Raw genomic sequence first — 22,617 nt, forward strand, 5'->3', positions numbered from 1 at the left:
GCGCGGGGAATTGTGGGGCTACTTGAGGTAGCCGAACTGGCGGAACAGGCGGACGGCGGCGGCGCGGTCGTCGCCTGCCTGCGCGTAGATCCACGCCGGAGTTCCGCGGCGGTTGACGTTGCCAATGCCCGCGGGCTCCATCCGCTTGTGGCGGTGCGAGTTGACCACCTTGAACAGATCCGCGCCATCGGCCAGCGCCTTCTTCTGCGCCTCGGTGAGGTCTTTCACCTGGTCAGGGTCGGGGCGGCTCGCATAGCCCCGTGGCGGCTCACGACGGGACGCGGGGCGATGCACCGCCGGGCACTGCGGATGCCGCTGGAAACCCTGCGAATGGCGGAACCACTTGCCCACCAGCGGAGCGCACCGCTGGCAGTAAGGCGCCGGCTCATAGCGCACCCAGCCCGTGTCCTCGGTGGCAGCGATCTGCACACCGGAGGCGGCACGACCGGCATCAGCCACCAGCGTCGAAACCATGCGCTCCAGCCAGCGGCCGCCAGCAGCCAGCATCTCATCCTCAGACCCGGACGCCATGCGAGCCTTGATGACTGGCGAGGACAGCACCACTAACAGCGGCGCGTGCTCAGTCCAGCCGGCGAAGCGCTTGGGCTCCACGACAGCCAACTGGCGCTCAGGGAAGCCAGTGTCCTCCAGCGCCTCGGGCACATTGCCCGCGGCCTCAGACGCGGCCGTGACCTGCGCAGCCCCCACGATCGCAGCCACGCGGGGGATGCGCTTCTGCCACTGGGCCAGCCAGTCGCCACGGCCGCCCACCAGCTGCCACTCATGCAACGCCAACAGCGCGGCCCCATTTGAGCGCCTCAGCTGCGCGCCGTAGAGCGCCAGCGTGGACTCAGGCGGGCTGACCATTGTCGGTGTTCAGCAGGGCATCGAAACGGGCCAGGACAGGATCGTCGGCCTCCTGAGCCATGTACTGGAGCTCGCGCTTCTTGCGCTCCGGCGACCAGCCCATCTCGTCCCACGCCCCACGACGCGACACCAGCCCAGCGCTCTTGAGCTTGAGCACCCCATCGACGCGCTGGCTGTAGGTCGGGGTGGCCGGGTTGTGCCACAACGCCCGGATCGAGTTGCGCGCCGGGGTCTCACCGGTGGCAAACTCCTGATGCAGGCCCATCACCCACGACCACGAGTCCCCATCCAGCAGGTTCGTGTTCTCGACGCGCTTCACCAGCCGGAACTCGTCAGCCACCACAGCGCCCTCCGACGCCGGGTTGGTGGTGTCCATGCCGGCATACCGGGTCGGCAGGCCCAACTCGATCGCACACCACACGAGGAAGCGGTCCACCATGTGGGTGAAGTTCTTGAGGTCAGCAGGAGACAGGGTGCCGATGTGGCCCTTCTCGTTGGCGATCGCCTTGAGCTTGGTCCAGTACGCCTCCCACGCGGGGATTGGGTCGCCGTTCTCGTCCAGGAAGTCATCCTCGTCAGCGCCGAAGATCACGTTCTGGGGGATCGCGGCAGCCTCGGAGGCCACCTGCATGTTGGTCAGTGTCCGCGAGATCGCGTCCACCTTCGGGATGACGTCCGACATCGCCGAGCGGCCCTCGAACTTCCCGGCCACCGGGTCGTTGAGGAACATCACCAGCGGCAGGCGGCCGAAGTTGTGGTCGTCGCGCTCGTCAATGGTCCAGCCCCGACCCTTGCGGATCAGGTACAGGGTCGAGTCCGGCAGGTACAGAGTCGCCATCCGCTCACGGGAGAACTCATCCTCGTAGGTGCGCAGTGCGGCCTTGAGCACGCGCCGACGGCGATCCACCGACACGGCCATGCCTCGAGCGGGCTCCACGGTGATCAACGGCGGCTCGCCCTCCTCGGGATTGGTCCCCACTGAGACGAACGCGCGCCCAAATGTGCGGGCGTCCTTGTGGCACAGGATCGACTGGGAGTCCAGGTTGTTGTACTCCCACGCCTCCTGCAGCGCGCTGTCCGGCTGCTCGTCCCCGGTGCGGACGAACGCCTTGAGAGCCTGCCGCTGCACGATCTCGCGCACCGCCATGCCCGGCACGTTGACAGTCGCCTCAAAATCGCGGAGCTCGGGGGGCACGGCGATACCGATATGGCGCACCGTCTGCTCGGCGTCGCGGTACTTCTCCAGCAGCCCCAGCCGCCTCGACTCGCTTTGCGAGACTCGGGCCAGCCCCTGGACGAGCTTCTTCTCGTCGTCGGTCAGAACGGACAGCGGGAGGTCAGCCACGGCGTCTCCTGTCTGTCGAGGCAGTGGTGCGGAAGAACACGGCCTTGCGCTTGTCGGTTGGTATCGGCGACCAGCCCGCAGCGATCGCGTCACGGCGGGCTTCATAGGCGAGCGCGTCGGTCACGACGCCGTCGATCTTGCGGGGACTGTTCGGGTACTCCTTGCGCACCAGCACAACGGTGCCCTTCTTGCGTTTGTAGGCGTTGCCGTAGTGGGTCAAGATCGCCGCATCTCTGGTCTGCAGCGAGTCGCCCTTGAGGATGTCCACACGCAACGTGTCCAGCGCCGCCCCCATCGCGTTGTCACGCGAGGTTGACCAAGGGATTACAACCTGCTCGCCGAACTCGGCAGCGAGACTGTCAATGTCAGTGCGCCACTCGTGCGGGTCGCAGTAGGCACGTGACACGGCGTAGGTCCGCAGCGCCCACCGGAACCGTTCCAGCACTTCGCTGCGGGGAACCTCCCAGCCGGCGCCAGCAGGCCCCTCGGGCTTCTCCCACAATCCGATCGTGAACCGAAAGCCGTCCGCCATACGACAGCCACGAATCGCAGTGGAGTCGTCGTTCAACGAACCATCGAAGCCGATCGAGATAGCCGTCCCGGCCTCCACGACTGCAAGGACGTCCTCGACATCGGAGGAAGTCACCGGCTCGCCCACCTGGGCAAGCTCGACCGACTTCTTCGAGATCCACGCATCATCGCCCGGCATCGAACGGTTCAAGTAGTAGCGGGCCGCCTCGGCCTCGTCGCGGCACTCGTTCGGGTCCAACATCGTCCGGTAGGTGCGCTCCGGGGACATCCACCCCGTCTCGGGATGCATCGCCGAGCCATACACCTCTCGCAACTGGCGAAGCGTCCGCTCCCGATCCTGGATGTCGATGCGGCCCTTCGCCTCAACGATGCGCAGGAGCCACTCAGGCCCCAGCTCCTTGCGCTGATACATGCCCTCCAGCGACTCCCACACCGACTGTTCGCCCAACTTGCAGGCAGTCGTCGTCAGCAGCGCCCACGGCTCAGCGCTCTTGCGCTTGGGCAGGTTGCGCATCACGGTGGCGTACATGCTGCGAAGCTCAGGCAAGACGTACAGGTGAACCTCGTCAGGGACCACAAAAGTCTCCTTGCCGCCGTCCTTCGACGCGGCGCCACTGCTCGAGCTGCGACACTCGCCGCCGCCAGGAAGGTAGATGTTCATGGCCGAGCGATAGTCGCCGATGCCCTTGATGCCGCCGAACACCTCGGGATGGTTGTCCTGCCCCCACTCGCCCATCACGAACGCGATGTTCTGGAACGTGTTGCCTGACTGCTTCTCCTCGGTCGCCAGGCAACGGATGAACGGCGAGCGCACCGGACGACCCACAGGCTGCCCATCGGCGTCCCAGCCGTCGAAACGAACAGGGGCCAACGACTCGGCCACAGCGATCAGGCCGGCGAGCTCGGACTTTGCGCGCCCCTTCGGCTCCTTGAGGACCGCCTTCTCCTTGACACGACGGCCAGTGACCGGATCCAGCTCATAGGCGTCGATGATGAACCGCTCATGCTCAGGGTCCTGCCGGAAGTCCAGCGGATCGCCCTCGGCATCGCCGGGACCATGGCAGCAGTACGCCTCCAGCCACTCGACCACCTGGTAGCCGAGGCTGCACTTCTGCCCGTCGAACGCGGGCTTGAACACTACGAGCCCCAGCGAGCGGCAGCCTTGGTGGCCGCCGAAGTCTTACCACCAGCAACATAGGCGCCACGGGCGCCACCACGCTGCTGCGGCCGCTTCCCCGCCTCATCTGGCAGGCGCATCGCAGCCAAAATCTGCTTGAGGTAGTTCGCAGTGCTATTCGCCTGGTCAGCCAGCTTGCCCCACTCCATGGGGTCGAGCGGGGCCATCGCGGCAGTCAGCAAGTCGCACCGATCCTTGGCGCGGCAAGCCTCTAGCAGCAACACCCGCTGGTTGGCGTCGAGGTCATGGGCATCAGAGATCTGGCTCCACAGCTCGCGGCCACCGGGGCCGAGGGCATCATGAGGCTGGGACATGGCGCGCCTCCTGGGCACTTTGTCGACATTTCAGGTTCGCGGACAGCGAGACACCTCAAAAGCGCTGTGGACAAGGGGGCGGTCTTGCCCCTCCCCCCACTCCTTCGGGTCACTCGTCGCTGTCTCGCAGTCGGCTGTTCTCGCTGCGGCACAGCACCAGCAGCGGGCCAGCGCCTCCGCCGTTGGCGACAGCCACCACATGGGCGGCGGTCAGGTCGGTGCAGGCGTGCGGCGCGTGGCCGGTCGAGGGCCAGCCTGGGCACCAGTCGCCGTGGGTGGCGCGGTGCTTGGCGACAACTGCGGCGCGCCGCTTCTGTTCGGCCCAGTCGCGTTCGAGGTAGGTGGGGCTGTAGCGCCGGTGCTTCTGGCAGCGGCCAGCCTTGCGCAGCAGCACGGGACAGCCGGGCTCGGCGCAGGGTCGCATCGCCACGTCGCCTCCTTGGGTTGAGCGAGCAGGCCCGCAGGTCGTCCGTGTGGGGGGTGAAAGTCGCTTCCGGCGCGGCTATTGGTGCCCCCAGTCCGCCTTCCCCGGCTTGTTGGAACGTGCGCCGGTTGCCAGGGTTTACGGACCTGCTCGTGGTCAGTGGTCGGAGCCGAAGAAGCCGTGGTCGCGCAGCACTTGGGCCTGCTCGGCGTCGAGCTTCATGCCAGCAACCATGCTCATTTCGACGATGATCGCGTCACCGTCGACAGGCTCCAGCACGGTTTCGATGGTGACGCGATCGCTGTACCACGTGGCGATGCGGCGCTCGGTGAGCCTGACCTGCTCGGGGCGGACCTTGATCCACACGCCGGGTTCCAGGCTGACTTGGTGCCGCTCGGTGTTGTCGCTCATGGTGTCCTTCACTTTCGTCGAGGGGTGGTGTGTGCCCCGCAGCCGCGGACATCGCTGGCCTCCAGGCAATCGCTGCCCATCCGCACGGGGTGGGCGCGTGACGTGCGACGTGGCACGTCCTGTGGTGTGTGATCCAGCGCGGCAGCACGGCTGCGGGGTGTCTGTGCCCGCGGATGACGGTTAGCGGGGTCACCGTGAGCCCTGCCGCGATCAACCGGCATCCCTCACGCGGCAGTGTGCCCGAGCGGGCCTTGCCGGTCTCATTCCTGCTCCGCCGGGGCTTCCCCTCCGCCGGCGGATGTCTGTGGTAATGCGAAACGCCCCGGTGTTGGCCGGGGCGTCGAGCCAAGGGTCAAGCCCTTGGCGGGGTGCGAAACGTCCCGACCACTGGGGGGCGGGGCGTAAATGGGACAAGCGTCCCACGGGGCTATTGTGACATTGGCTCATCACCAATGCAAGCCTCACTCCGCAATCGCTCGGCAGTGCGCCGCAGGAACTCCTTGTCGCGCCTCGTCTGCCAGCGCACCTGGTGCACGTCAGCCTCACGAAACCGCAGCGGTCGCGCCCCCGGACGCACGGGCTCCAACTGCCCACGCTGCACCCACTTGCGCACCACCTCGGGACTCACCCCAGCCACCAGCGCGGCCTCATCCGTGGTCAGGGTCACGATGCCTCCTTGGCGAGCTCGGCCACCCACTTGGCATACACGTCACGATGCAGGCTCGCCTTGCACAACTGGCAGGTCACCACGTCGTCGCCACCGAACACCACCAGCGAGGTCCGCTGACAGTCCGGGCAGGGCACACCGTGACAGCGACGCATCTGCACCCGCCACGGCGCCAGCGCATGGGCATCCATCATTTGCCCAGCGAGGGCATCCCACATCTCACCCACCCGCTCCCAGCCTGCGAGCTGGTCCACCCACTGGTGCAGGTAGCTGGTGGCCGACTTCACGCCGTGATCGTCGGGGCCGTGCAAGCCGCGCTCATGGCACCACTCCTGGAGCCAGTAGGCGCACCACCTGCGGGTTTCGGCGAGGGCATCGTGGCGGGCGAGGTTGAGCGGGGTGGGTGCGCCGTCCTCACTGCTGGACTGGATGCGGTCGGTGTCGTAGGCGGTGGCACGCACGGGAGCATGGATCTCCTCGACCAGTCTGGCTTCGGCGTGGGCGAGGCTGTTCTCGCCGGCCGCGAGCCACTCGGTGAGGCGTCGTCGGCAGGGCCAGCACAGCAGCCCTCCTTCGCGGGCGACAGGTCGGGGCTGGCAGCCCACGCACTCGTCGCCGGGACAGTCGGAAAGGTGGCGGCCTCCTTGGCGGCAGCCACGGATGCAGGCGATGGCGTCGGTCATTGCTCTCTCGCTTTCTGGTCGGCGTAGGCGATGGCCTCGGCGTGGGTGGCGAACCAGGCGTCATCGGGGTGCCCACCAAACCTGCGCCGGCTCGGTCCCCACACCGCCCACGCGCCGTGGGTGTTGGTGGTGGTGTCGCGGTTGCGGACCACGCGCCAGCGGAGCCATGGGGCGTCGCCGTCGGGGGTGTGGCTGCGGTTGCGGCGGCGTGGCATGCTCACTGCCCCTCACCGCCCGTCCACTTCCCGCAGGAGTGGCGGAAGGCGACCGTGTCGCGTGCTGGCTGCCCGTCGCCGGTCAGGATGTTGGCGGGCAGCGGGTACACCTCGTGGTCGTATTCGTCGTCAGGTGACCCGCTGGCGGACTCAAGGTCACGGGTGGGCCTCGGGTCACCCCCTGCCGCGTGAGGCGTTCTGGGGGCGTCCTGCGGCTCCTGGGCATGGTTTCTGGGGTCGAGGGCGGCGGCTTGGTCCGCGAGCCACGGGCCGAGCAACGCCTCGATCCGGTCCACGCGGTCAGCGAGGGCGGCAAGGTCGTCGTCGTGTGTGGCCGGCTCCTTGCCGCTCAGGGAGACGCGGACGGTCTCGCGGGTGTCGAGGTCGAGGACGCCACGGCTCCATGCGCTGGCAGCGAGCAGCAGGTCCTCGACAATGTCCTGCGGGGTGTCGCCGGTGAATCTGACCGGGGCGGCGGACCAGCCCTCGGGCCTGCCGTCGTCGTCGTAGTAGACCTCCCGGAGGGCGTAGTACGTGACTCCTCGGGCTGTCTCGCGGGTGATGCGGTAGTTCCAGCTCATCGGTCGGCCTCCCTCGCGGCTGCAATCACGTCGGCAAGCGGCACCACGCGGGCCTTGCCGGACTGGTGGGCGTGGTGGAGGCAGACCGCGTCGATCGCCCACCCGCCCTCCCATGGGTAGATCACGACGGCGACGGTGGGCTTGTCGCACGGCTCCAGTTCGCCGTCACGGGTGGTGGCGAACTCGCACTCGGTCGCCATGTGACGGATTTCGTCGGCAAGCACCTCGCGGCTGAGGGCTTCCTCGCGGGTCGGGTGGATCATCGGATGTCCTTTCGGGGGCAGTAGTCGCGGTGCTTGCGTTCGGCGGCAGTCGCGGTGCGCTCGACCATGTAGGCCGAGCACCAGGGGCAGCGCCAGGTGGTGCGGGTGCGCAGGCGGGCGAGGAGGCGGGCGATCATCGGGGCTCCCCGAGCGCGCGCTCAAGACCGGCAACTATCTCGGCAAGCGCCTCCCCGCACTCCCCGCGCCACTCCTCACGGTCCGGGCAGGGGTGAGAGTGGTCGGGATGCCCACATCCGACCCGGCGGACATGCTCGGCGGATTCGGAATCAGCCTCAATGAGTCGGGTGATCTGCACGGAGGCAGAGACCGGCTTCACGTCGTCGCCATGGTGGATCGGGCACCACGGGTCATGCTCTCGCTGGCTGCCGGGCTCGACTGCGTCGCCGTAAACGAACCACGTGCTCTCCGGCGTCCACGGGCAGGTGCAGGCCAACTCCTGCAACCGTTCGACTTCCGCCACGAGTGCGGCAATGTCGGTGGGGGCGTGGGCGATGAAGTCGGCGTCCTCGTCTCGGATGACGCCTGCCGCCGAGCCGCCGTAGCAGTACGCCATGCACGACACCTCGGTCGAGACAATGGACGCCAACGGCTTCGGACTGGACCAGTGCTGGCCGACTTCGCCGCCACCATCGTTCTCCCATGGGCCGGGGGTGGCCGCGTTGAGGCGGGCCTTGATGGGGGTCAGGTCCAGGTCAGTCATGAGTTGTCCTTTCGGGGGGTCTGGTCGTCGGAGTCGAGGGGGCAGCCATGGCGCACCTCCCGCGCGGCGGCGAGCTCGGCGCGCAGCCTCTCCACCTCGTCAACCAGCGCAGCGAGCAGGTGTGGGGCGGCGGCGATCAACCCGGCGTCGGCGTCATCCGTGAGGGTGCAGACCTCGGGGCAGACGTACGCGCCGTGGGGCTGGCCGTAGACGACGATCCAGTCATCATCCGGAACCCATTCGCTGTACCACGGTCCGGGGGTTGCAGCGGCCAGCAGTGCACGGATCGGGTCCAGGTCCAGGTCGGTCATGGTCGGTCCTTTCGTTCGCAGGTGCATCCGGTCACGTCCTCCGCGCCGAGTGGGTGGTCGCCGTAGAGGTCGTGGACGGGGCAGGCGGGTTCGGGCTCTGCGGCGAGCAGGGCACGGGCGATGTCGGAGGGCGCGAGCTCGCAGTCGCAGTCCACACAGGTGGGCTGGATGTGGTCGTCAATCTCGCACCCGCACTCGCGGCACAGGATCGGGGGCAGGTCAGTCATGGACAGTCCTCTCTCGCTGGTGGTAGGTGCCGAAGCGCCCGAGGAATCGTTCGGCAGCCTGCCGGGGGCCATTCGGTGCGTCGGTGTCATCCACGACCTCGTTGGCCCATTCGCAGGCGCAGTCGGAGTCGATGCCGTCGTGGAAGCACCAGCGCCACACAGCGTCTGCGATGGCGTCCTCCAAGCAGGCGGCGCATTCCAGCCAGTCGTACACCGTGCCGTCGTAGGCGAGCGTTGCGCGGCAGTAGGTGTATCCGGGGTCAATCGGCCCGTGGCACAGGGAGCAGCAATGACGCTTCCGCGCCTTCGGGGTGGCCTCTCGCAGCAGTTCAGGCATCGGGTCCTCCTTCGAGGCAGGTGGGGCAGTGGTCGGGCAGGTCGGGGGCGCTGGCGAACACCTCGCGAGCATCGGGGCGGGCGTAGGTGGCTACCTGCCAGTCGTGCTCACGGGCGGCACGACGGCGCACGTCGCGGATGTACCCAGCCAGGGGGAGCGCAGTCTCGCAGCCGTCACAGGTCAGCCGATACTCACGGACGCTCATCGCCCCTCCACCTCCGCCCGAATGTGGTCGAGGTTCGCCTGCATGTGGTCGAGCTCCTCGTTGAAGTCAACGGACTTCCCGTGCAGGTGCATCGACGCCATGAGGCGAGCAGCGGCGGCGATCACGCGGGACAGCGACTGGATCGCGTCGTTCGGGTTGTTGCTCATTCGGGGTCTCCTTCGAGGGTTTCGGCCAGCAGCCCCTCCGGCTGCGGCTGGGGGCGGCAAGACGGGCACTGGTCGCGGTCAGTCGGGGTGCCCGACCGCTTCGTCGGATGCGCCCCGCCGGCGAGGTAGGACACTCGCCAGCCCTTGCGCTCGGCATCACCACGGGCGCCAGGGCTGGTGGTGCAGGCGGTGGCGAGTCGGTGGCCGCAGTCGTCACAGACGACGACCACGCCGCTCTGAGTGGTGCTCATTCGGGATCTCCTTCATCGATGACGGGGCGGGCGGCGATGTTGCGCGCAACGGTCGCGTTCAGCGCGGCGACAGGCATGGCAGCGACGCCGAGGATCAGCGCGGTCCACAGCCAGCGCAGCTCGCCAGTCCACAGGGCTGCGACCAGCCCTACAGGCGGAGCGCCGAGCATCGTGGCAACCGTGGCGAACGCGACGCAGCCGGTGCGGCGCACGCCTCGATCACGCTGGGCGGCGGTAATGGGGGTATTCAGGTCGTTGGTGCTCACTGGGGATCTCCTTCGAGGGTTGTTTCGGGTCGAATCCGGTCAGCCGCCACGCGCAGCAGCCGGGACAGGTGGGCAAGGGTGGGGCGCACCTCGCACACGGCGGCGAGCGCGTCCAGGGTCGAGGCCCGCAACCCGCAGCCGGGGCAGGGCGAGGGGTCCGGGGTGGGGGACGGGGGGCGAGGGGTGCTCATGCCCAGCTCCCCTCGCCGGCGTAGTCGTCGGGATCGAGCTGCCACAGCCACGTGCCGTCGTGGACGTGGTCGAGGCCGCAGCCCCGGCAGCGGTACGCGGTCAGCGACAGGCCTCCCGCGCCGAACGCGACGACGTTGCCGGTGCCGCGCCGGATGCGGCTTGCGGTGTGACCCTCGCAGATCAGCGCCTCGACAGCCCCGCACGCCGGGCACGGCTCGCGGTGAGGCACGACGGACCCGGCGTCGTCGCTGATGCGGCAGAGGAACACCTGGTCGATGGTCCACTCGCCCCACGTGACGGGCAGGCCGTCCCACGCGGGCGGGAGGTCGTTGGGTCGGGAGGCGACGGCATTGGTGAAGCGGCTCATGCCCGGCCCCTCTCTCGCCATTCGCTGTGGCTGACCCACTCGTGCGTGTCGCCGAGCTGGGCCAGTGCGTCGTGGCCGGCCCGGTCGCGGTTGCAGCCCCAGCACACAAGCCCGGAGCGTCGAGTGGGCGGCTGGGCGGTGGGCTTATCGCTGGGGGTGGGGGTGGTTGCCTCCCACCACGGACCGGCTTCGAGGACGCGAGTCGGGACGCGGGTGTCGGGGTCGCAGGCGATCCACGTCAATGCCACGGCCACGTCGCGGGCTGGCATGTCTCGCAGCGGGAGACCCGAGCGGGTGACCTGCTGCCCGATGAAGGTTCGCAGGCTGTCGGCGCGCCAGTCGGGGCGGAGCGCGTGGGTGGCGAGGGCGAGGCGGTCGATCTGGTTCTGGTCCATCGTCAAGCCCCAATCCCCAAACCGGCGACCACGGACCGACCTGCGCTCGCCCGCTCGCCCGCGTTACAGAACTTGGGATTTAGGACCAAGTCTTTGGGGGAATCAGAAACAAGCCAGAAACGAACGGGTCGGGTCGGGTCGGGTCGGGACCAAAGACGTACAGCATTCGTCATGCCGTTCGTTACGCGGCGTGTTACGGCATTACATGGAGCGTTCATCGTCCGTTCCTCGCTCTCCAGTTGGCGATGCGTTCGGCTTCTCTGGCTCGCTTGGTCTCCCAGTAGTCGCGGGTCTTGTTCCACTTCTCGAAGTTGCGGATCAGGTAGCCGTCCGCAGCCGCTTGGAAGATGGGGCCGTTCGGGTTGCCGTTGTTCGCGGTCAACTCGTCCAGCTGCGACTTCTTGAAATTGGGCACCAGGCGACGCAGGCGGTTGTCGGCGATATGTCCGTCCGTCAGTTCGGCTTGGCAGTAGCAGATGGCCGAGAACCACAGCCGGAATGCCCCGTCCGAGAGGGCGTCGATCTCGGGGTCGTTGGGGGTCTGGTCGTCAAACTTCACCCACACGGCAGCGGCTCCTTCGCACGGAGCTGGGGCAGCACTCTGTCGCGCACTTCTTCGACCTGCTGGAACAGCGTCGAATAGCTGTCACCATCGACGTGGTGGGCGAGCAGTACGTCATAGACGGTCGGGTGCGCGTACCCCTCGCGTCGGCCCGCTTCCCGGCCCAGCTTGTGGCCCTGCTGGTAGTACTCCTGCAGCATTTCGTCCAACGTGCTGTCGTCCAGCCACGAGCCCTCCAGCGAGAACTTCTCCTCGATGGCGTAGTTCGTCTCGCGAGCCTGGTTCCAAACGACGCCAGCCATGTAGCGGAAGCGGTCGATGTTGTGCCACTCATCCCGCTTGTCGGTGGCGATGCGCACGGCGTCCAGCACGACTTCCTCGGGGATTCCGAGGTCGTACCAGTTGGCGATGCTGGTTCGCCAACCCTCGGGCTTGGGGAAGTGGATCTGCTCACCGATGCCGTCGATGTAGGCGTTCCGCTCGCGGATGGCGGCAGCACGGACGGCCCATGCCTGCTTGGCGAGTTCGTAGAAGCGCAGGGTCTCGTCGGAGACGGCCTGCACCACCTTGTCGTCGGGCTTGGTGGACGCCTTGCCGACGTTGCAGTCGTAGCAAGCGGCGATCAGGTTGTCGGGGGCGTCGGTGCCGCCCAGGGGCACGGGGACAACGTGGTCGATTGTGATCTTGACGTCGGGCGCCATCTGCCCGCAGTAGCGGCAAGTGTGGTCATCTCGCCTCAGTACCTCGAAACGGGTACGCTTGGACACAGCCATCATGACTCCCTTACAGTCGTGGCGGTTAGGGCGCGGTTACCAGCCGCGCCCGTCTTTTGTTGTGCTCCAAGCATACCATTTCCGCTAGCCACGTCGTCGTCTTGTGGGAGTGGGTCTTGGTTGGGGCAGTCCTGCCCCGGATGTTCAACCCCGCAGCCGGGGCAGGTCTGGTCGGGGAACCAATCGGTCCAGCTCATGACGCTGCCCATTTCTGATCGCGGAACAGGTTGCCGAGGTAGAACGGCAGGCGTCGCAGCAGCGTCCCGTCCCAGCCGTAGTCGCGCGCCGCGTCGCAGGCGCGGGTGTAGGCGCGTGCGGCGGTGTTGCGGTAGGACATGTAGCCGCCAGGCAGCAGTCCCGCGGCCGTGTCGCGGTTGGCCTGCATCACCTCCACCACCACATCGGGTCGTCGCTGGTGATGCCGTGTGCCTCGATGACTGCCTGAGGCGCCGATCCACCGCAACGCACTTGACAGCTTCGGCGCGAACTGGTACGACAACCCCGACCATCGCGCCCATCGCCGTCGCCGCCTACGAGGTCGGTCTCGGGCAGGTCGGTCTCGAACAGTGCGGGCTGGCTCTTCGTTGGGGGTCTTGCCGAAAGCGCAGGGGCTTCCTGGTGTCGGCGTCGATGACACACCAGCCGGACTCCGTGTTGCCGGGGTCAATGGCGAGCACGCTGCTCATGCCTCGGTCTCCAGGTCGGGTTCGTCGTCGCGGAGGGCCTTCACCCGTTCGGCGATGAGCTCGCGCACATCCTCGGGGGCGTCATGCCACAACGCGCGCAGCGCGTCCACGTCGGCAGCAGCTTCCACCTCAGCCACCCAGTCGCGCTCGGCCTCGGGAATGGCGTCGTCCTCGGGGACCATATCGGCCAGGGACGCAGGCGCGGTCTGCGGCGGAGCGACCGACTCGGCGGCGTCGTTGCTGCGACCCATCTCGTCGGAGGTGTAGAGCCCGGACAAGTCCTGCGGGAATGCCTTGCGCCACGCGAGCGCTTCGGCGCACTTGGCGATCATGAGCGCGCCCTTCTCGGCCCACATCTGCGTCAGGTTGCCGTCACGCTTTGTCTGCGCGTACTCGCGGAACAGGGCCACAGCAGGGAATCTGCCGCCGTTGCGGATGATCGCCACGCGGGCAGCGGCGGGCGCCTCGTTCGACAGCCACACGTCGCGCCAGACACCGTCCTGCCCGCACCACTCGGTGTCGGTGATCTCCAGGGTTTCCCCGCGTGCGTCGGCGGCGCGGCGGCCCACGAGGCGGAAGCCGTCGATGCCGGTCTGGATGGTCTGCTTGGTGCCGTTCTTTGACCAGCGGCCCACCATGTAGATCTGGCGGGCGAACGGGTCAAGCCCGGTTCGCTGGGCGTGATGGAAGAACACGGCGAGGTCGGCGTTGCTGGCGTCCTCGACGCCGAGCTGGCGCAGCGCGGCCAACTGCTTGTCGGTGAAGAAGTCCTGCTCGTCGGTGATGGCGAGAGCCGATCCGGCGTGCTTCTCGATTGCGTTCATTTGCCTCTCCTGATGATGTCTAGTTCTGCGAGGAATGCCTCGGCTTTGCGGCGCATGAAGTCGAACAGCCGCTGCTGGAAGGGGATGGTGTAGGTGGCGAAGGCGAGGTCGGGTCTGCCGTTGGTGGCGCCGTGGAGGACGCCGAGGTGGGCTGTGGTGGCGCCGGTGATGCCCATTCCCCACACGACTTGGGCTTGGAAGGCGAGGGGGGCGAGGTCGGTTCCGGCCCGCCCCCAGCTGCGTTCCTTGCAGCGGTCGGAGGTGGTTTTGGCTTCCAGCAGCACCAGCCCGTCGTCGGTTTGGCAGAGTCCGTCCGGGTTGACCAGCAGGCGGTCGTCGTCGTCGTGGACCCAGGTGGCGGCGCTGGCGGTGGGGTCGAGGTGGAGGTTGTGGCGTTCCTCCAGCCAGCGCAGGATCACGGGTTCCAGGAGGTTCCCTCGCCGCATGTCGGGTGTTTCGTCGGTGGCGCGGCCGGACAGCTTGTCGGCCATGAGCGAGTCGCGGGTGACGGTGGCGTAGTGGGACCAGCCGCAGATGGGGCCGATTTCGGAGCCACCTACACGCCAGCGTCTGGCCTCATGCCAGCCGGGGGTGTTGGGGGTGAACGTGTCGAGGATCACCGCCCTTCACCTCCGCAGGCGGGGCAGTCCTCGGTGGGTTCGGGGCAGTCCCACGCCCCGTAGCGGTGGTGGCGGACGGCGCCTGTGCCGGAGCATTCGGGGCACTCGATGGTGGCGGGGTCGAGTAGGCCGCGCCCCCGGCACCAGGTGCATTCGCCGTTGGTGGTGGGGTCGATGCCGTGGCCTTCGCAGTACCAGCACTCGATCATGACCAGTCCCCCAGCCAGTCCACGAGCACGGCGAGTGTTGCGACGACGAACGCGAGCATGACCAGCCCGTTGACGGCGCCCATCACAGGACCGCCTTGCCGTCGCGGTCCACGATGAGGCGTGCGTCCATGTCGGCCAGCTCGTCGGTGGTGGCCTCGTCCCGCTCACCCCACAAACGCCAACGAACGGCAGCACCGCCGCCGACGAGGGCGACTTGCCAGACGCGCCCGTCGTCGGTGGTGACGAGTCGCCTGTCGATGGTCGAGCAGTCCTGTGCCCACTTCGGCACCTCGGGCGTCTCGGGCAGCCAAACGGTGATGGAGGTGGTGGGCTCGTGCCTGATCCAACCCTCGGCGTAGAAGGATGCGAACGTCTCGTTGTCCTCGATGACGCCGTCCCGGGTGTGCGTGGTGCCACCCGCGCTGGTGGCCACCTGAGCCCGTCGTCCCGGCTTCCACGCTTCGCGGATCGCGGTCTGGTCCTCGCCCTTGCGCCATGTGACGGTGCGCGGCTCGGGTGTGGTGGCGGGGTGCAGTTCGACCGGCTGGGGGTTGAGGGACGCCAGTCCCTCGGGGGTCCTTATTTCGCCGGGGAAAGCGCCGCAGCGGTACCGGCCGTCGGGCTGGCGCAGCCAGATGAACCCACTTCTGGTCTCGATGACGGGTGCGCCGTCCCACTCGAGGGTCTTGTCAGTCATGGTCTGGTCCTTTCGGGAAGTTGCGGAGGCATTCAGCGACGAACACGGCGGCGATGGTGAGGAGGGATGCGGCGGTGAGGGCGACCCAGAACAGGATTTGGAGCATCAGTCGCACCCCTGCCGGTCATGCCAGGCGTCCTCGGCGTCGTCGGCGGCGAGGGTCTCACGCTTCACAGCGCGGATGTCGGCGATGTCGTCGGCGGTCATGGGGACAGCGCTGGCGGCGATCAGGTCGGATAGGCCGGTCGGGTTCGCCTTGCGTGCCGACAGCAGCGCACGACGCGCAGGGTCGGACAGGCCAGCGCCCTGCTGCACCAGGCCGTAGGTTTCGCCCATCACGTCAACGCGAACGGCGATGTCGGCCAGTTCGGTGAGCGCACGGGACAGCTGCTCAGTGGTGTAGTTCACGGGAAGCTCCTAGGAGGCTCTGGACTGGTTAATGAGGTCGGCGCGCCAGCGGAGGAACTCGGCCTCGGTGACGCGGACCTGGGTGCCGAGGCGGAAGGCGTCGAGGTCGCCTCGGTTGATCGCCTTGCGGACGAAGTCGCGGCTCACGTCGAGGCGCTGGGCGATCGTGGCGATGGACAGCAGGTCGTCGTCGCGGGTCATGCGATCTCCCTTGGGGTGATGCGGCACTCGTCCGCGCGGGTCAGCAGTTCGGTAGGTTCGGTCATTCCTGCACCCCGTTTCGGGCCGGATCGATGAGCTCGACCCGCTTGGTCGGAACCCCGAAGGACTTGACGCCCTTGCCTGCGACCCACAGGTTCCAGGTCTTGTGGAGGTAGTCCACGAACAGCGAACGCTGGTTGTCGTTCATCGTCCGCGCGATGCCCTGCTTGGCGATGTAGTTCCGCGCGACGAGGATCGGGGAGGTCTCCGACAGGTCAGCTCCGGTGCGAAGCTTGTCGAAGAACTCGTTGGCGAGGTCGAGATCGATGCGCGCCATGTGGAAGTAGGCGGCGCTGTATGCGGCAGACGATCCCCGGATAATCTGGGCCACACTGCGACCGACGACGCCGGCAGCATGCAACTCGGCGAAGTTGCTTTCCGCGAACTCGCGCACCTGCGGCTTGGACGGATTGGAGATGCCCAGGTAGACCAGCTCCATGCGCGCTGCTGCAGCCACGGCGTGCGACAGCGAATGGCCGGAGATCTGCAGCTGCCCGGCGACAGAGCGAGGCTTGCCGATGTCCATGAAGTTCTGGGCACTACGCCCCACGCCGCCAACGACGAGCCAGTCGATGGTTGCCCCTGCTCGCACCTGAGCCGACAGGCGATGCTGCCCGTCGTCCAGATGCCCGGAGGCATTGAAGATGATCGGCTGTCCAGTAAAGGTCCACAGGCCAGTGGACATATCGTTCGCATAGCGTTCGACGGCGGCCTTGTCCAGGTTGCGGTTGTTGACCGTGCGCGAGAGCCACTCGGCCGCCAGTTCCGGCGAGGTGGTGATGATTCGCGCCTCGATGCTGCTGTCGGGGCGGCCTGCGAGCTGGGGGATAGTAGACTGGTTCATGGTCAGGATTCCTTCTGGTTGAGGGTGTCTGCGACGCGTTGCAGCGCGTCGATTGCTCGCACAAGGTCGCTGTGGTTTCGCACGGCGACCTTGTCGCGGTTCTGGGGGAAGCGGTCGTCGGTGACGAGCTTCTGTAGAGCGCTGATGCGGCGGTCGAGATTGTCGACGGCATCGGCGAAGTCATCAGTGATGGGGCGTCGGCGCTCGGTTGCAGTTCGAGTGCATGAGGTCGGCTTGGGCGCTGGGCACTCGACTGGCTTGGGCGCGGGCCGCGGGTACGTCTTACCGTCCAGGCCGGTCACGGTGCCGGGTCGGGCCACGGAGTTGGGGCCGGTGAGCTTGATCGTGTCGCCATTGGCCTCTGCCTCATTGAGGACGCGAGCGCGGTACTCGTCCAGCGACTCAGGCTCCGGATCAGGTGAGGTGTGCAATGACTGCACACCTGCTCCGGCGTCATATGCCGCCTGCCGCGCGCTTACCCCGACAATGGGGGCGATCGCCCGGGTGCTCATTCCAGCGGCGCAGAGTTCGGCCGCAACTGGCCGGCGGATCTCGCGCGGCAGGCGGGACAGGGCACCTTTGAAGCGGTCAGAGACGTACGCGGTCGGGCTGTCGTAGCCCAGGGCGCTCCACGCTCCACGAGTGAGGGCCTCGCGGATCAGCGGCATCACCTGCTCGAGGTTGTCCGCGATGGCGTCGATCTTGTCTGCGATGCGCGACGTGATGCGCTCGGCCTCAACGGCGGTCATTGACTCAACGACTTCGCCGGTGGCGATGATGACGAGCTCACTCATGCCGCGTCCTTTGTTGCCGGCACAACCTTGAACAGGTGGTCGAGCTTGGCGTTGAGGGCGACGCATAGTGCCGCTTGGAATCGAGGTCCGGGCTGTGACTTTCCGTTGAAGACGCGAGAGATGGTCGAACGGTCGATGCCCATCGCAATGGCGAGAGAGGTGTCGTCGTCCAGGTCTTTCGTCTCACGGAGCGCCTTCACCACGTCCCAACGAACAGTGAGGGTGGGGTGCGTTGTGCTCATGCAGGTACATTAGCACAACGCAAGTGTGCACGCGCAACATGGGTCAGGTAACGATAGGGTCACGGCCTTGTCAGTGAGCTTGCGGTGGCTAGCAGAACGACATCCGTGTGATTCTGACTAGGGTTGTTGCGGATATGCACGTCACTTGAAACTCTTGCCGGATGAGCCGAGACGCGCCGAACATGGATGCCATGACCTGGTGGGACTACGTGAAGTCGGTCGCCGGGGATGACACGAACGCACAGATCGCGGATGCGGTGGGCGTGAGTGCTCCCAGCGTGAGCCGGTGGAACGGGAAGAACAAGGCAGACGTGAACATCGTCGCCGCATTCGCCAGGGCATACGGAAGGCCAGTGCTGGAGGCGTTCGTTGCCGCTGGATTCCTCACCTCTGATGAGGCTGGGGAGCAGCCATCAGCGCCGCCATCGCTGGCATCACTCAATGACGACGACCTCTTGGACGAGGTGCGTCGCAGGATGCAAGGAGGGCAGTCATGGGGCGCTGGCGACACGCTCGGCCCAGAAGATGATGGGGCCGCTGGGGGTTCGGTGGTGAGTTTCCCGCCCCCCGTTGAGGGTAGCGGCGCGTACCAGGATCGCGCCGCCCGTCGTGGGCAGAATGAGGGCAAGCGGCGCAAGGGCGCGCAGGATCAGGAGGAACCGTCGTGAGGCGAGTTGCGGTGGCCAGTGTGGCCGTTGTGATGGTGTTGGCTGGATGCTCGGGCGGCGGGGATGGGCCGGCGGCCTCGCCTGCTGCCCCGTCGAGCTCGGAGGCGTCCACGTTCACCGTGGACGTGAGCATGCAGGTTTCGCGCGTGGGACTCAGCATGAATCACGGCGACAGGTGCTTCACGACCGATGGTTTCACTGACATTGGCGCCGGAACGCAGGTGAAGATCCTGGACGCCAACGGGAAGGTCATTGCGCTGGGCGAGCTTGGTGCCGGCAGCGCTGTTGACAAGTTCGAGGGGGTGCCGGGGACCGAGTACTGCCTATTCAAGGCGTCGGTGCCGGATGTGCCCCTGGTGGATTTGTTCGGGGTGGAGGTTTCGCACCGAGGGGTGGTGAATTTCAAGCGTGACGGCGACCCAACCGAGGCGGCGTTGACACTGGGGTGACCGTTATTGTCAGACCCTGTCGTCAAGGTTGAGGGATGCATCATCCGTGGCGTGCGCTGAAGGCGCTGGCCGACTGGTCCCTTGTGTGGGATCACCTTCCCGGCGACCTGCTTGGGTTTACCGATCACAGGACGCGCACCGTGGTTCTCGATCGAGACCTGTTGCAGGTGGAGCGTCGTTGCACGATTGCCCACGAGTTGGAGCATGTGCACCGTGGCCCGGTGCCTGCTGACCCGTGGCTGGGGGCGCGCGAGGAATCGGCCGTCGAGCAGGAAGCAGCACGGGCGCTCATCTCGATCGAGGCGCTGGCCGATGCTGTCTCCTGGTCGCTGGACGTCCACGAGGTGGCGGACGCACTGTGGGTGGACGTGGACACGCTGCGCGTCCGGTTGGCGCACCTGCACCCTGCGGAGCGGGCGTTGCTGGCCCGGAAGATGGAGCACCACCTTGACCATGCCCACTGACGAGCAGATCGCCACTGCCCCCTCGCTGCGGGATCTCGCGCTGGACTGCGGTGTGCCCGAGTTCCGGCTGGCGAAGCGGATGCTCGAGTTGTCCCGCGACCCGGAGGCGATCGCCCGCTGGCCGGTCCAGCTCGCCCGGTTCACTCGCCTGGTGGAAGCTCGCCGAGAGGCGCGCTCGGCGCAGCGGCTGCGGCAGTCGAGTTGAGCCACGCCTCGGCCTGCTGGATGCCCGCGGCCTTCATGTCGCTGTCGGCAATCGCGTAGTAGCGGGCCGTGGTGGTGACGTCGGCGTGGCCGAGGATCGCCTGCAGGACGACCATGGGGACGTTGGCTGAGGCCATGAGGACCGCGCCGGAGGGTCTGGCGCCGGCGGGTGTGATGGGTCTCACGCCGGCCCGTCCGCACATGTCCTGCCAGTCCATCCAGTCCCGTTTGGGCTGGGTCGGCAGTTCTGGGTCGGGGCCGGGGAACACGAAGCCCACCCCGCCGGTCTCGGCCCGGTAGGCGCGGAATGCTTCGACCTGCGCGGCCCACAGCGGGATGGTGCGCTGCGATCGTTGCGACTTGGGTTCGGTGCGGACAAGGCCCTGGCCGGTGATCTCTCGCAGGCCGGCGACCACGTCCAGGTGTGGGGTGCCTGCATCCTCGTGCACGTCCTCCCAGCGCAGCGCCAGCACCTCGCCGGGCCTCATGGCTGACAGTAGCCCGCAGGCGACCCGTAGCCATTCGCGGCCCGGCTGCAGCGAGGCGAGCACCTGCCGCGACTCGGCGACGGTCCAGCGGTCGCGGGGGTTGGGCTTGGCCTGGGGCAGTTCGATCACCGCGCACGGGTTGCGGGGGATCTTGCCGCGCTTGGTGGCGACCTCCAGCGCTCGCCGGATAATGGCGTGGGTCTGGCGGATGGTGGCTTCGGACAGCCCTTGGCGGCGCATCCCGGCGTAGACCGACTCGAAGTGCTCGGGGGTGAGGTTGCGGAGCTTGATCCTGCCGAGCTTGGGCCGAACGTAGGTCTGCAGCTTGGAGCGGTAGCCCTGCAGGGTGCCCTCACGGGCGCGGGCTGGGGCGATGACTTCGAGCCAGTAGTCCAGCCATGCGTCCAGCGTGGTGGAGTCGGTGCCCAGGCCGGCGTCGCGTTCCTTGATCATGGTGCGCAGCGCGTCCTGGGCGCCGCGCATCGTCTTTCTGGTGGCGGTCCTGCGCACCCGCTTGCCGTCGATGATGCCGAAGTCGAGCTGTGCCCGCCATCGGCCATCGGCCAGCTCGAACACGGTGCCGGTTCCCTGCTGTCTGCGGGGTCGTTTCTCGGCCATCATCGGCCCTCCAAAATCGAGTTAGGCTTACGGATAGGCTACTGGTGCCCGCGTTTTCCGCGCCATTCCGGGGCCGACCCAGGGATTATGAGTCCCCTGCTCTGACCGGCTGAGCTAACGCCCCCTCGTCTGGTCAACGCGTACAGCGTAGTGCTTTGGGCTCGCGGTGCTGCCAGTCGCTCAGGCCGGTCCGCTCGTCGGCAGGCCGAGCAGCTCCTCGATGCGGCGCCCGACACCGGAATCATCGTGAGGACCGGCCACCGGGTAGCCCTTCTCCTCCAACAGCGCATGGCAGTGCTGCATCCGGAAGGGGCGCCCGACCAGGTCCAGCATGGCCATGTCATTGGGCATGTCGCCGAAGGCAGCGACGTCAGCGGGGTCGACGTCCATCTCGTCCAGCAGGGTGGCCAGCCCGGAGCCCTTGTCGACCCCGGCGCGGCTGATCTCCAACAGGCCTGCCTCCCCGACGAAGGACCAGGTCACCGTCATCCGGTCACCGACGACAGGGGAGACCTCCAGTGCGAGGTCGTCCACGTGGTGGTCGGGGCTGAGCACGAGCAGTTTCACCGGCGACTTCTGCTCCAGAGCCTGTTCGACGCTGCAGTCCACCAGCAGGTGCTCCCGGTCGTCCTTGACCGGGAAATCCTTGTCGGCCGCGTATCCCTCGAGGAGTTCCAGGGCCAGGAACATGTCGGGGTGGGCTGTGCGAAGGTCGCTCACCACAGCGAGAGTCGCGTCGGCGTCCAGCAGGTCGGCCGAGATCACGCCGCGATGGTGAAGGTCGTAGCGGACGGCCCCATTGCTGGCCAGCACGAAGGGGTCTGCCTCGGCCAGTGGCTCGAGGACTCGCAACCAGCGATAGGGGCGTCCGGTGGCGAAAATTGTGCGGACGCCGAGCTCAGCAGCCCGCAGTACCGCTTCCACATTGCGTGCGCTGGGCTCACCATCGGCTCCCAGAAAGGTGCCGTCAAGGTCTGTCGCGATTGCCCTGATCAAGGATCAACCTCCTGTTGGGGCTGGGGGAACTGCCTCCGGAGGAACCCTCGCCGCCCTGGCTGCCCGAGGGTGACTCCGAGGGGGACTGGCCACCGGACTGGCTCTGGCTGGGGGAGGCAGAGCCGGAGCCGGAGGAGGAACTCTCGGGGCTCTGCGGGCTTTGCGGCGTCCCGCTACCACTGCCACCACCACTGCTCGGGGGTGGTGTGACCGGTGGGGGCGGGGACTGGGGAGGCTGGTTCTGGAAGGCGAGAACAGCGATCAGCAGCGCCATCGCCGCCACCAGCACGGCCAGCAGCCAGGCCACCAGGGTCGACACCCAACCGGCCCGATCGTGGCGACCGGGCCAGGGCAGCGGCCACAGACGACTCCCTCCTGGCGCAGTGTTCGAGCGCCAGTACATCTGGTAATCCGGGCCCGAGGGGCGCCCCAGAAGCCGGGTGCGGGACAGGTCCACCGCGTCCAGCACACGCTGCGCCTCGGCCACGGCAGCCGGTGACCCGTCGTGGGCGAGCGCCACCCAGGGCGCATGCTGGCCCGTGTCGGGGGGCTGCGGGGCCTGCATTGGGCGGAACTTCTCGGCCAGCCGGCCCTCGTCCTGTCCCTGACCCCCACGCGCCAGGACGGTGTCCAGGTGCATCCGGTTGACCTCGCCGGCCAGACGATCCCGGGCTGCCGCGTCCGAGGCGGCGCCAGCAGCCAGAATGATCAGCATCGCGGAGGTGCCGTCATCGTCGTGGGCGGCATAGGCGACCCCGCTGGGGGTGGCCACCAGGCGGGCGTCCAACCAGTAGTCGCCGATGCGCGGGGGGTCGGTGCTCACCAGCGGCGTCGCCAAGGGGGCGGGCTGGGAGGGGAACTGGTCAGACATCACCCCCTAGTTCACCACATGA

Annotated in this window: 42 protein-coding genes; 4 read left to right on the top strand and 38 right to left on the bottom strand. The window is 67.4% G+C overall.

What is annotated here, in order from left to right:
• Window positions 1–18 precede the first annotated feature (18 nt).
• The 35 genes from M3G03_RS10080 to M3G03_RS10250 form a co-directional block, all read right to left on the bottom strand.
• Window positions 19–867 carry a hypothetical protein gene (locus M3G03_RS10080; protein ID WP_259809598.1) on the bottom strand — a complete coding sequence of 283 codons (849 nt, stop codon included), beginning with the start codon at window positions 865–867 and terminating at the stop codon, window positions 19–21.
• The gene (locus M3G03_RS10085; RefSeq protein ID WP_259809601.1) at window positions 851–2,212 is read right to left on the bottom strand and encodes a phage portal protein; all 1,362 of its coding nucleotides are present in this window, start codon (window positions 2,210–2,212) and stop codon (window positions 851–853) included. The genes M3G03_RS10080 and M3G03_RS10085 overlap by 17 nt, the downstream gene beginning before the upstream one ends.
• Window positions 2,205–3,881, bottom strand: coding sequence for a hypothetical protein (locus M3G03_RS10090; protein WP_259809603.1), 1,677 nt, complete (start codon window positions 3,879–3,881; stop codon window positions 2,205–2,207). Before M3G03_RS10090 ends, M3G03_RS10085 begins: the two co-directional genes overlap by 8 nt.
• Window positions 3,881–4,234, bottom strand: coding sequence for a hypothetical protein (locus M3G03_RS10095; RefSeq protein ID WP_259809605.1), 354 nt, complete (start codon window positions 4,232–4,234; stop codon window positions 3,881–3,883). The genes M3G03_RS10090 and M3G03_RS10095 overlap by 1 nt, the downstream gene beginning before the upstream one ends.
• Window positions 4,235–4,343: 109 nt before the next feature.
• On the bottom strand, window positions 4,344–4,664 hold the full coding sequence (locus M3G03_RS10100; RefSeq protein WP_259809607.1) for a hypothetical protein: 321 nt from the start codon (window positions 4,662–4,664) through the stop codon (window positions 4,344–4,346).
• 150 nt (window positions 4,665–4,814) lie between these two features.
• A complete protein-coding gene (locus tag M3G03_RS10105) occupies window positions 4,815–5,069 on the bottom strand; it encodes a hypothetical protein (RefSeq protein ID WP_259809609.1) in 255 nt (84 codons plus the stop codon).
• A 427-nt stretch (window positions 5,070–5,496) separates the two neighbouring features.
• Window positions 5,497–5,736 carry a helix-turn-helix domain-containing protein gene (locus M3G03_RS10110; RefSeq protein ID WP_259809611.1) on the bottom strand — a complete coding sequence of 80 codons (240 nt, stop codon included), beginning with the start codon at window positions 5,734–5,736 and terminating at the stop codon, window positions 5,497–5,499.
• Window positions 5,733–6,419 carry a hypothetical protein gene (locus M3G03_RS10115; RefSeq protein WP_259809614.1) on the bottom strand — a complete coding sequence of 229 codons (687 nt, stop codon included), beginning with the start codon at window positions 6,417–6,419 and terminating at the stop codon, window positions 5,733–5,735. The genes M3G03_RS10110 and M3G03_RS10115 overlap by 4 nt, the downstream gene beginning before the upstream one ends.
• Window positions 6,416–6,640 carry a hypothetical protein gene (locus tag M3G03_RS10120; RefSeq protein WP_259809615.1) on the bottom strand — a complete coding sequence of 75 codons (225 nt, stop codon included), beginning with the start codon at window positions 6,638–6,640 and terminating at the stop codon, window positions 6,416–6,418. The genes M3G03_RS10115 and M3G03_RS10120 overlap by 4 nt, the downstream gene beginning before the upstream one ends.
• The gene (locus M3G03_RS10125; protein ID WP_259809617.1) at window positions 6,637–7,215 is read right to left on the bottom strand and encodes a hypothetical protein; all 579 of its coding nucleotides are present in this window, start codon (window positions 7,213–7,215) and stop codon (window positions 6,637–6,639) included. Before M3G03_RS10125 ends, M3G03_RS10120 begins: the two co-directional genes overlap by 4 nt.
• The gene (locus M3G03_RS10130) at window positions 7,212–7,478 is read right to left on the bottom strand and encodes a hypothetical protein (protein WP_259809618.1); all 267 of its coding nucleotides are present in this window, start codon (window positions 7,476–7,478) and stop codon (window positions 7,212–7,214) included. Before M3G03_RS10130 ends, M3G03_RS10125 begins: the two co-directional genes overlap by 4 nt.
• Window positions 7,475–7,615, bottom strand: a complete 141-nt coding sequence (locus M3G03_RS10135) for a hypothetical protein (protein WP_259809620.1) — start codon at window positions 7,613–7,615, stop codon at window positions 7,475–7,477. Before M3G03_RS10135 ends, M3G03_RS10130 begins: the two co-directional genes overlap by 4 nt.
• A complete protein-coding gene (locus M3G03_RS10140) occupies window positions 7,612–8,199 on the bottom strand; it encodes a hypothetical protein (protein ID WP_259809622.1) in 588 nt (195 codons plus the stop codon). Before M3G03_RS10140 ends, M3G03_RS10135 begins: the two co-directional genes overlap by 4 nt.
• Entirely contained in the window at window positions 8,196–8,510 is a 315-nt protein-coding gene (locus tag M3G03_RS10145) for a hypothetical protein (protein ID WP_259809624.1), read from the bottom strand. The genes M3G03_RS10140 and M3G03_RS10145 overlap by 4 nt, the downstream gene beginning before the upstream one ends.
• Complete coding sequence (locus M3G03_RS10150; RefSeq protein ID WP_259809625.1) at window positions 8,507–8,737, bottom strand: hypothetical protein; 231 nt, start codon at window positions 8,735–8,737, stop codon at window positions 8,507–8,509. The genes M3G03_RS10145 and M3G03_RS10150 overlap by 4 nt, the downstream gene beginning before the upstream one ends.
• Window positions 8,730–9,074: a hypothetical protein gene (locus M3G03_RS10155; RefSeq protein ID WP_259809627.1), complete on the bottom strand. Its 345-nt coding sequence runs from the start codon at window positions 9,072–9,074 to the stop codon at window positions 8,730–8,732. The genes M3G03_RS10150 and M3G03_RS10155 overlap by 8 nt, the downstream gene beginning before the upstream one ends.
• The gene (locus M3G03_RS10160; protein ID WP_259809628.1) at window positions 9,067–9,279 is read right to left on the bottom strand and encodes a hypothetical protein; all 213 of its coding nucleotides are present in this window, start codon (window positions 9,277–9,279) and stop codon (window positions 9,067–9,069) included. Before M3G03_RS10160 ends, M3G03_RS10155 begins: the two co-directional genes overlap by 8 nt.
• Window positions 9,276–9,446: a hypothetical protein gene (locus M3G03_RS10165; protein ID WP_259809629.1), complete on the bottom strand. Its 171-nt coding sequence runs from the start codon at window positions 9,444–9,446 to the stop codon at window positions 9,276–9,278. Before M3G03_RS10165 ends, M3G03_RS10160 begins: the two co-directional genes overlap by 4 nt.
• Complete coding sequence (locus M3G03_RS10170) at window positions 9,443–9,697, bottom strand: hypothetical protein (protein ID WP_259809630.1); 255 nt, start codon at window positions 9,695–9,697, stop codon at window positions 9,443–9,445. Before M3G03_RS10170 ends, M3G03_RS10165 begins: the two co-directional genes overlap by 4 nt.
• Entirely contained in the window at window positions 9,694–9,963 is a 270-nt protein-coding gene (locus M3G03_RS10175) for a hypothetical protein (protein ID WP_259809631.1), read from the bottom strand. The genes M3G03_RS10170 and M3G03_RS10175 overlap by 4 nt, the downstream gene beginning before the upstream one ends.
• Window positions 9,960–10,154 (bottom strand): hypothetical protein, encoded by a 195-nt coding sequence (locus M3G03_RS10180; RefSeq protein ID WP_259809632.1) that lies wholly within the window; start codon window positions 10,152–10,154, stop codon window positions 9,960–9,962. The genes M3G03_RS10175 and M3G03_RS10180 overlap by 4 nt, the downstream gene beginning before the upstream one ends.
• Window positions 10,151–10,522 (bottom strand): hypothetical protein, encoded by a 372-nt coding sequence (locus M3G03_RS10185; protein WP_259809634.1) that lies wholly within the window; start codon window positions 10,520–10,522, stop codon window positions 10,151–10,153. The genes M3G03_RS10180 and M3G03_RS10185 overlap by 4 nt, the downstream gene beginning before the upstream one ends.
• Entirely contained in the window at window positions 10,519–10,917 is a 399-nt protein-coding gene (locus M3G03_RS10190; RefSeq protein ID WP_259809635.1) for a hypothetical protein, read from the bottom strand. Before M3G03_RS10190 ends, M3G03_RS10185 begins: the two co-directional genes overlap by 4 nt.
• A gap of 214 nt (window positions 10,918–11,131) precedes the next feature.
• Entirely contained in the window at window positions 11,132–11,482 is a 351-nt protein-coding gene (locus M3G03_RS10195; RefSeq protein WP_259809637.1) for a hypothetical protein, read from the bottom strand.
• Window positions 11,473–12,252, bottom strand: coding sequence for an HNH endonuclease (locus M3G03_RS10200; RefSeq protein ID WP_259809638.1), 780 nt, complete (start codon window positions 12,250–12,252; stop codon window positions 11,473–11,475). Before M3G03_RS10200 ends, M3G03_RS10195 begins: the two co-directional genes overlap by 10 nt.
• Window positions 12,253–12,445: 193 nt before the next feature.
• Window positions 12,446–12,637 carry a hypothetical protein gene (locus M3G03_RS10205; protein ID WP_259809639.1) on the bottom strand — a complete coding sequence of 64 codons (192 nt, stop codon included), beginning with the start codon at window positions 12,635–12,637 and terminating at the stop codon, window positions 12,446–12,448.
• Between the two features lie 297 nt (window positions 12,638–12,934).
• On the bottom strand, window positions 12,935–13,762 hold the full coding sequence (gene bet, locus M3G03_RS10210; RefSeq protein ID WP_259809641.1) for a phage recombination protein Bet: 828 nt from the start codon (window positions 13,760–13,762) through the stop codon (window positions 12,935–12,937).
• The gene (locus tag M3G03_RS10215; RefSeq protein ID WP_259809642.1) at window positions 13,759–14,382 is read right to left on the bottom strand and encodes a YqaJ viral recombinase family protein; all 624 of its coding nucleotides are present in this window, start codon (window positions 14,380–14,382) and stop codon (window positions 13,759–13,761) included. Before M3G03_RS10215 ends, bet begins: the two co-directional genes overlap by 4 nt.
• Window positions 14,379–14,591, bottom strand: coding sequence for a hypothetical protein (locus M3G03_RS10220; protein ID WP_259809643.1), 213 nt, complete (start codon window positions 14,589–14,591; stop codon window positions 14,379–14,381). Before M3G03_RS10220 ends, M3G03_RS10215 begins: the two co-directional genes overlap by 4 nt.
• An 82-nt stretch (window positions 14,592–14,673) precedes the next feature.
• Window positions 14,674–15,288: a hypothetical protein gene (locus tag M3G03_RS10225; protein ID WP_259809644.1), complete on the bottom strand. Its 615-nt coding sequence runs from the start codon at window positions 15,286–15,288 to the stop codon at window positions 14,674–14,676.
• 105 nt (window positions 15,289–15,393) lie between these two features.
• Complete coding sequence (locus tag M3G03_RS10230) at window positions 15,394–15,696, bottom strand: hypothetical protein (protein WP_259809645.1); 303 nt, start codon at window positions 15,694–15,696, stop codon at window positions 15,394–15,396.
• A 9-nt stretch (window positions 15,697–15,705) separates the two neighbouring features.
• On the bottom strand, window positions 15,706–15,897 hold the full coding sequence (locus tag M3G03_RS10235; RefSeq protein WP_259809646.1) for a helix-turn-helix domain-containing protein: 192 nt from the start codon (window positions 15,895–15,897) through the stop codon (window positions 15,706–15,708).
• 61 nt (window positions 15,898–15,958) lie between these two features.
• A complete protein-coding gene (locus M3G03_RS10240) occupies window positions 15,959–16,801 on the bottom strand; it encodes a hypothetical protein (RefSeq protein WP_259809647.1) in 843 nt (280 codons plus the stop codon).
• A gap of 2 nt (window positions 16,802–16,803) precedes the next feature.
• Window positions 16,804–17,595: a hypothetical protein gene (locus M3G03_RS10245; protein WP_259809648.1), complete on the bottom strand. Its 792-nt coding sequence runs from the start codon at window positions 17,593–17,595 to the stop codon at window positions 16,804–16,806.
• Window positions 17,592–17,837, bottom strand: a complete 246-nt coding sequence (locus M3G03_RS10250; RefSeq protein WP_259809649.1) for a helix-turn-helix domain-containing protein — start codon at window positions 17,835–17,837, stop codon at window positions 17,592–17,594. The genes M3G03_RS10245 and M3G03_RS10250 overlap by 4 nt, the downstream gene beginning before the upstream one ends.
• Before the next feature lie 191 nt (window positions 17,838–18,028).
• On the opposite strand from M3G03_RS10250, the gene M3G03_RS10255 reads away from it, so the two are divergent.
• The 4 genes from M3G03_RS10255 to M3G03_RS10270 all read left to right on the top strand — a co-directional run bounded on the left by M3G03_RS10255 (window position 18,029) and on the right by M3G03_RS10270 (window position 19,623).
• A complete protein-coding gene (locus M3G03_RS10255; RefSeq protein WP_259809650.1) occupies window positions 18,029–18,505 on the top strand; it encodes a helix-turn-helix transcriptional regulator in 477 nt (158 codons plus the stop codon).
• A gap of 131 nt (window positions 18,506–18,636) precedes the next feature.
• The gene (locus tag M3G03_RS10260; protein ID WP_259809652.1) at window positions 18,637–18,954 is read left to right on the top strand and encodes a hypothetical protein; all 318 of its coding nucleotides are present in this window, start codon (window positions 18,637–18,639) and stop codon (window positions 18,952–18,954) included.
• Window positions 18,955–18,989: 35 nt separating this feature from the next.
• The gene (locus tag M3G03_RS10265; protein ID WP_259809653.1) at window positions 18,990–19,418 is read left to right on the top strand and encodes an ImmA/IrrE family metallo-endopeptidase; all 429 of its coding nucleotides are present in this window, start codon (window positions 18,990–18,992) and stop codon (window positions 19,416–19,418) included.
• The gene (locus M3G03_RS10270) at window positions 19,402–19,623 is read left to right on the top strand and encodes a hypothetical protein (protein WP_259809655.1); all 222 of its coding nucleotides are present in this window, start codon (window positions 19,402–19,404) and stop codon (window positions 19,621–19,623) included. Before M3G03_RS10265 ends, M3G03_RS10270 begins: the two co-directional genes overlap by 17 nt.
• Here the strand turns inward: M3G03_RS10270 and M3G03_RS10275 are convergent.
• From M3G03_RS10275 to M3G03_RS10285, 3 genes are all read right to left on the bottom strand, one after another.
• Window positions 19,559–20,728 (bottom strand): site-specific integrase, encoded by a 1,170-nt coding sequence (locus M3G03_RS10275; protein WP_259809656.1) that lies wholly within the window; start codon window positions 20,726–20,728, stop codon window positions 19,559–19,561. The two genes, M3G03_RS10270 and M3G03_RS10275, sit on opposite strands and share 65 nt — an antisense overlap.
• Before the next feature lie 180 nt (window positions 20,729–20,908).
• Window positions 20,909–21,724, bottom strand: coding sequence for an HAD-IIB family hydrolase (locus tag M3G03_RS10280; protein ID WP_259809658.1), 816 nt, complete (start codon window positions 21,722–21,724; stop codon window positions 20,909–20,911).
• Entirely contained in the window at window positions 21,696–22,595 is a 900-nt protein-coding gene (locus M3G03_RS10285) for a hypothetical protein (RefSeq protein ID WP_259809659.1), read from the bottom strand. Before M3G03_RS10285 ends, M3G03_RS10280 begins: the two co-directional genes overlap by 29 nt.
• Window positions 22,596–22,617 lie beyond the last annotated feature (22 nt).

This window comes from Aestuariimicrobium sp. p3-SID1156, from assembly GCF_025144225.1.
Lineage (GTDB): Bacteria > Actinomycetota > Actinomycetes > Propionibacteriales > Propionibacteriaceae > Aestuariimicrobium.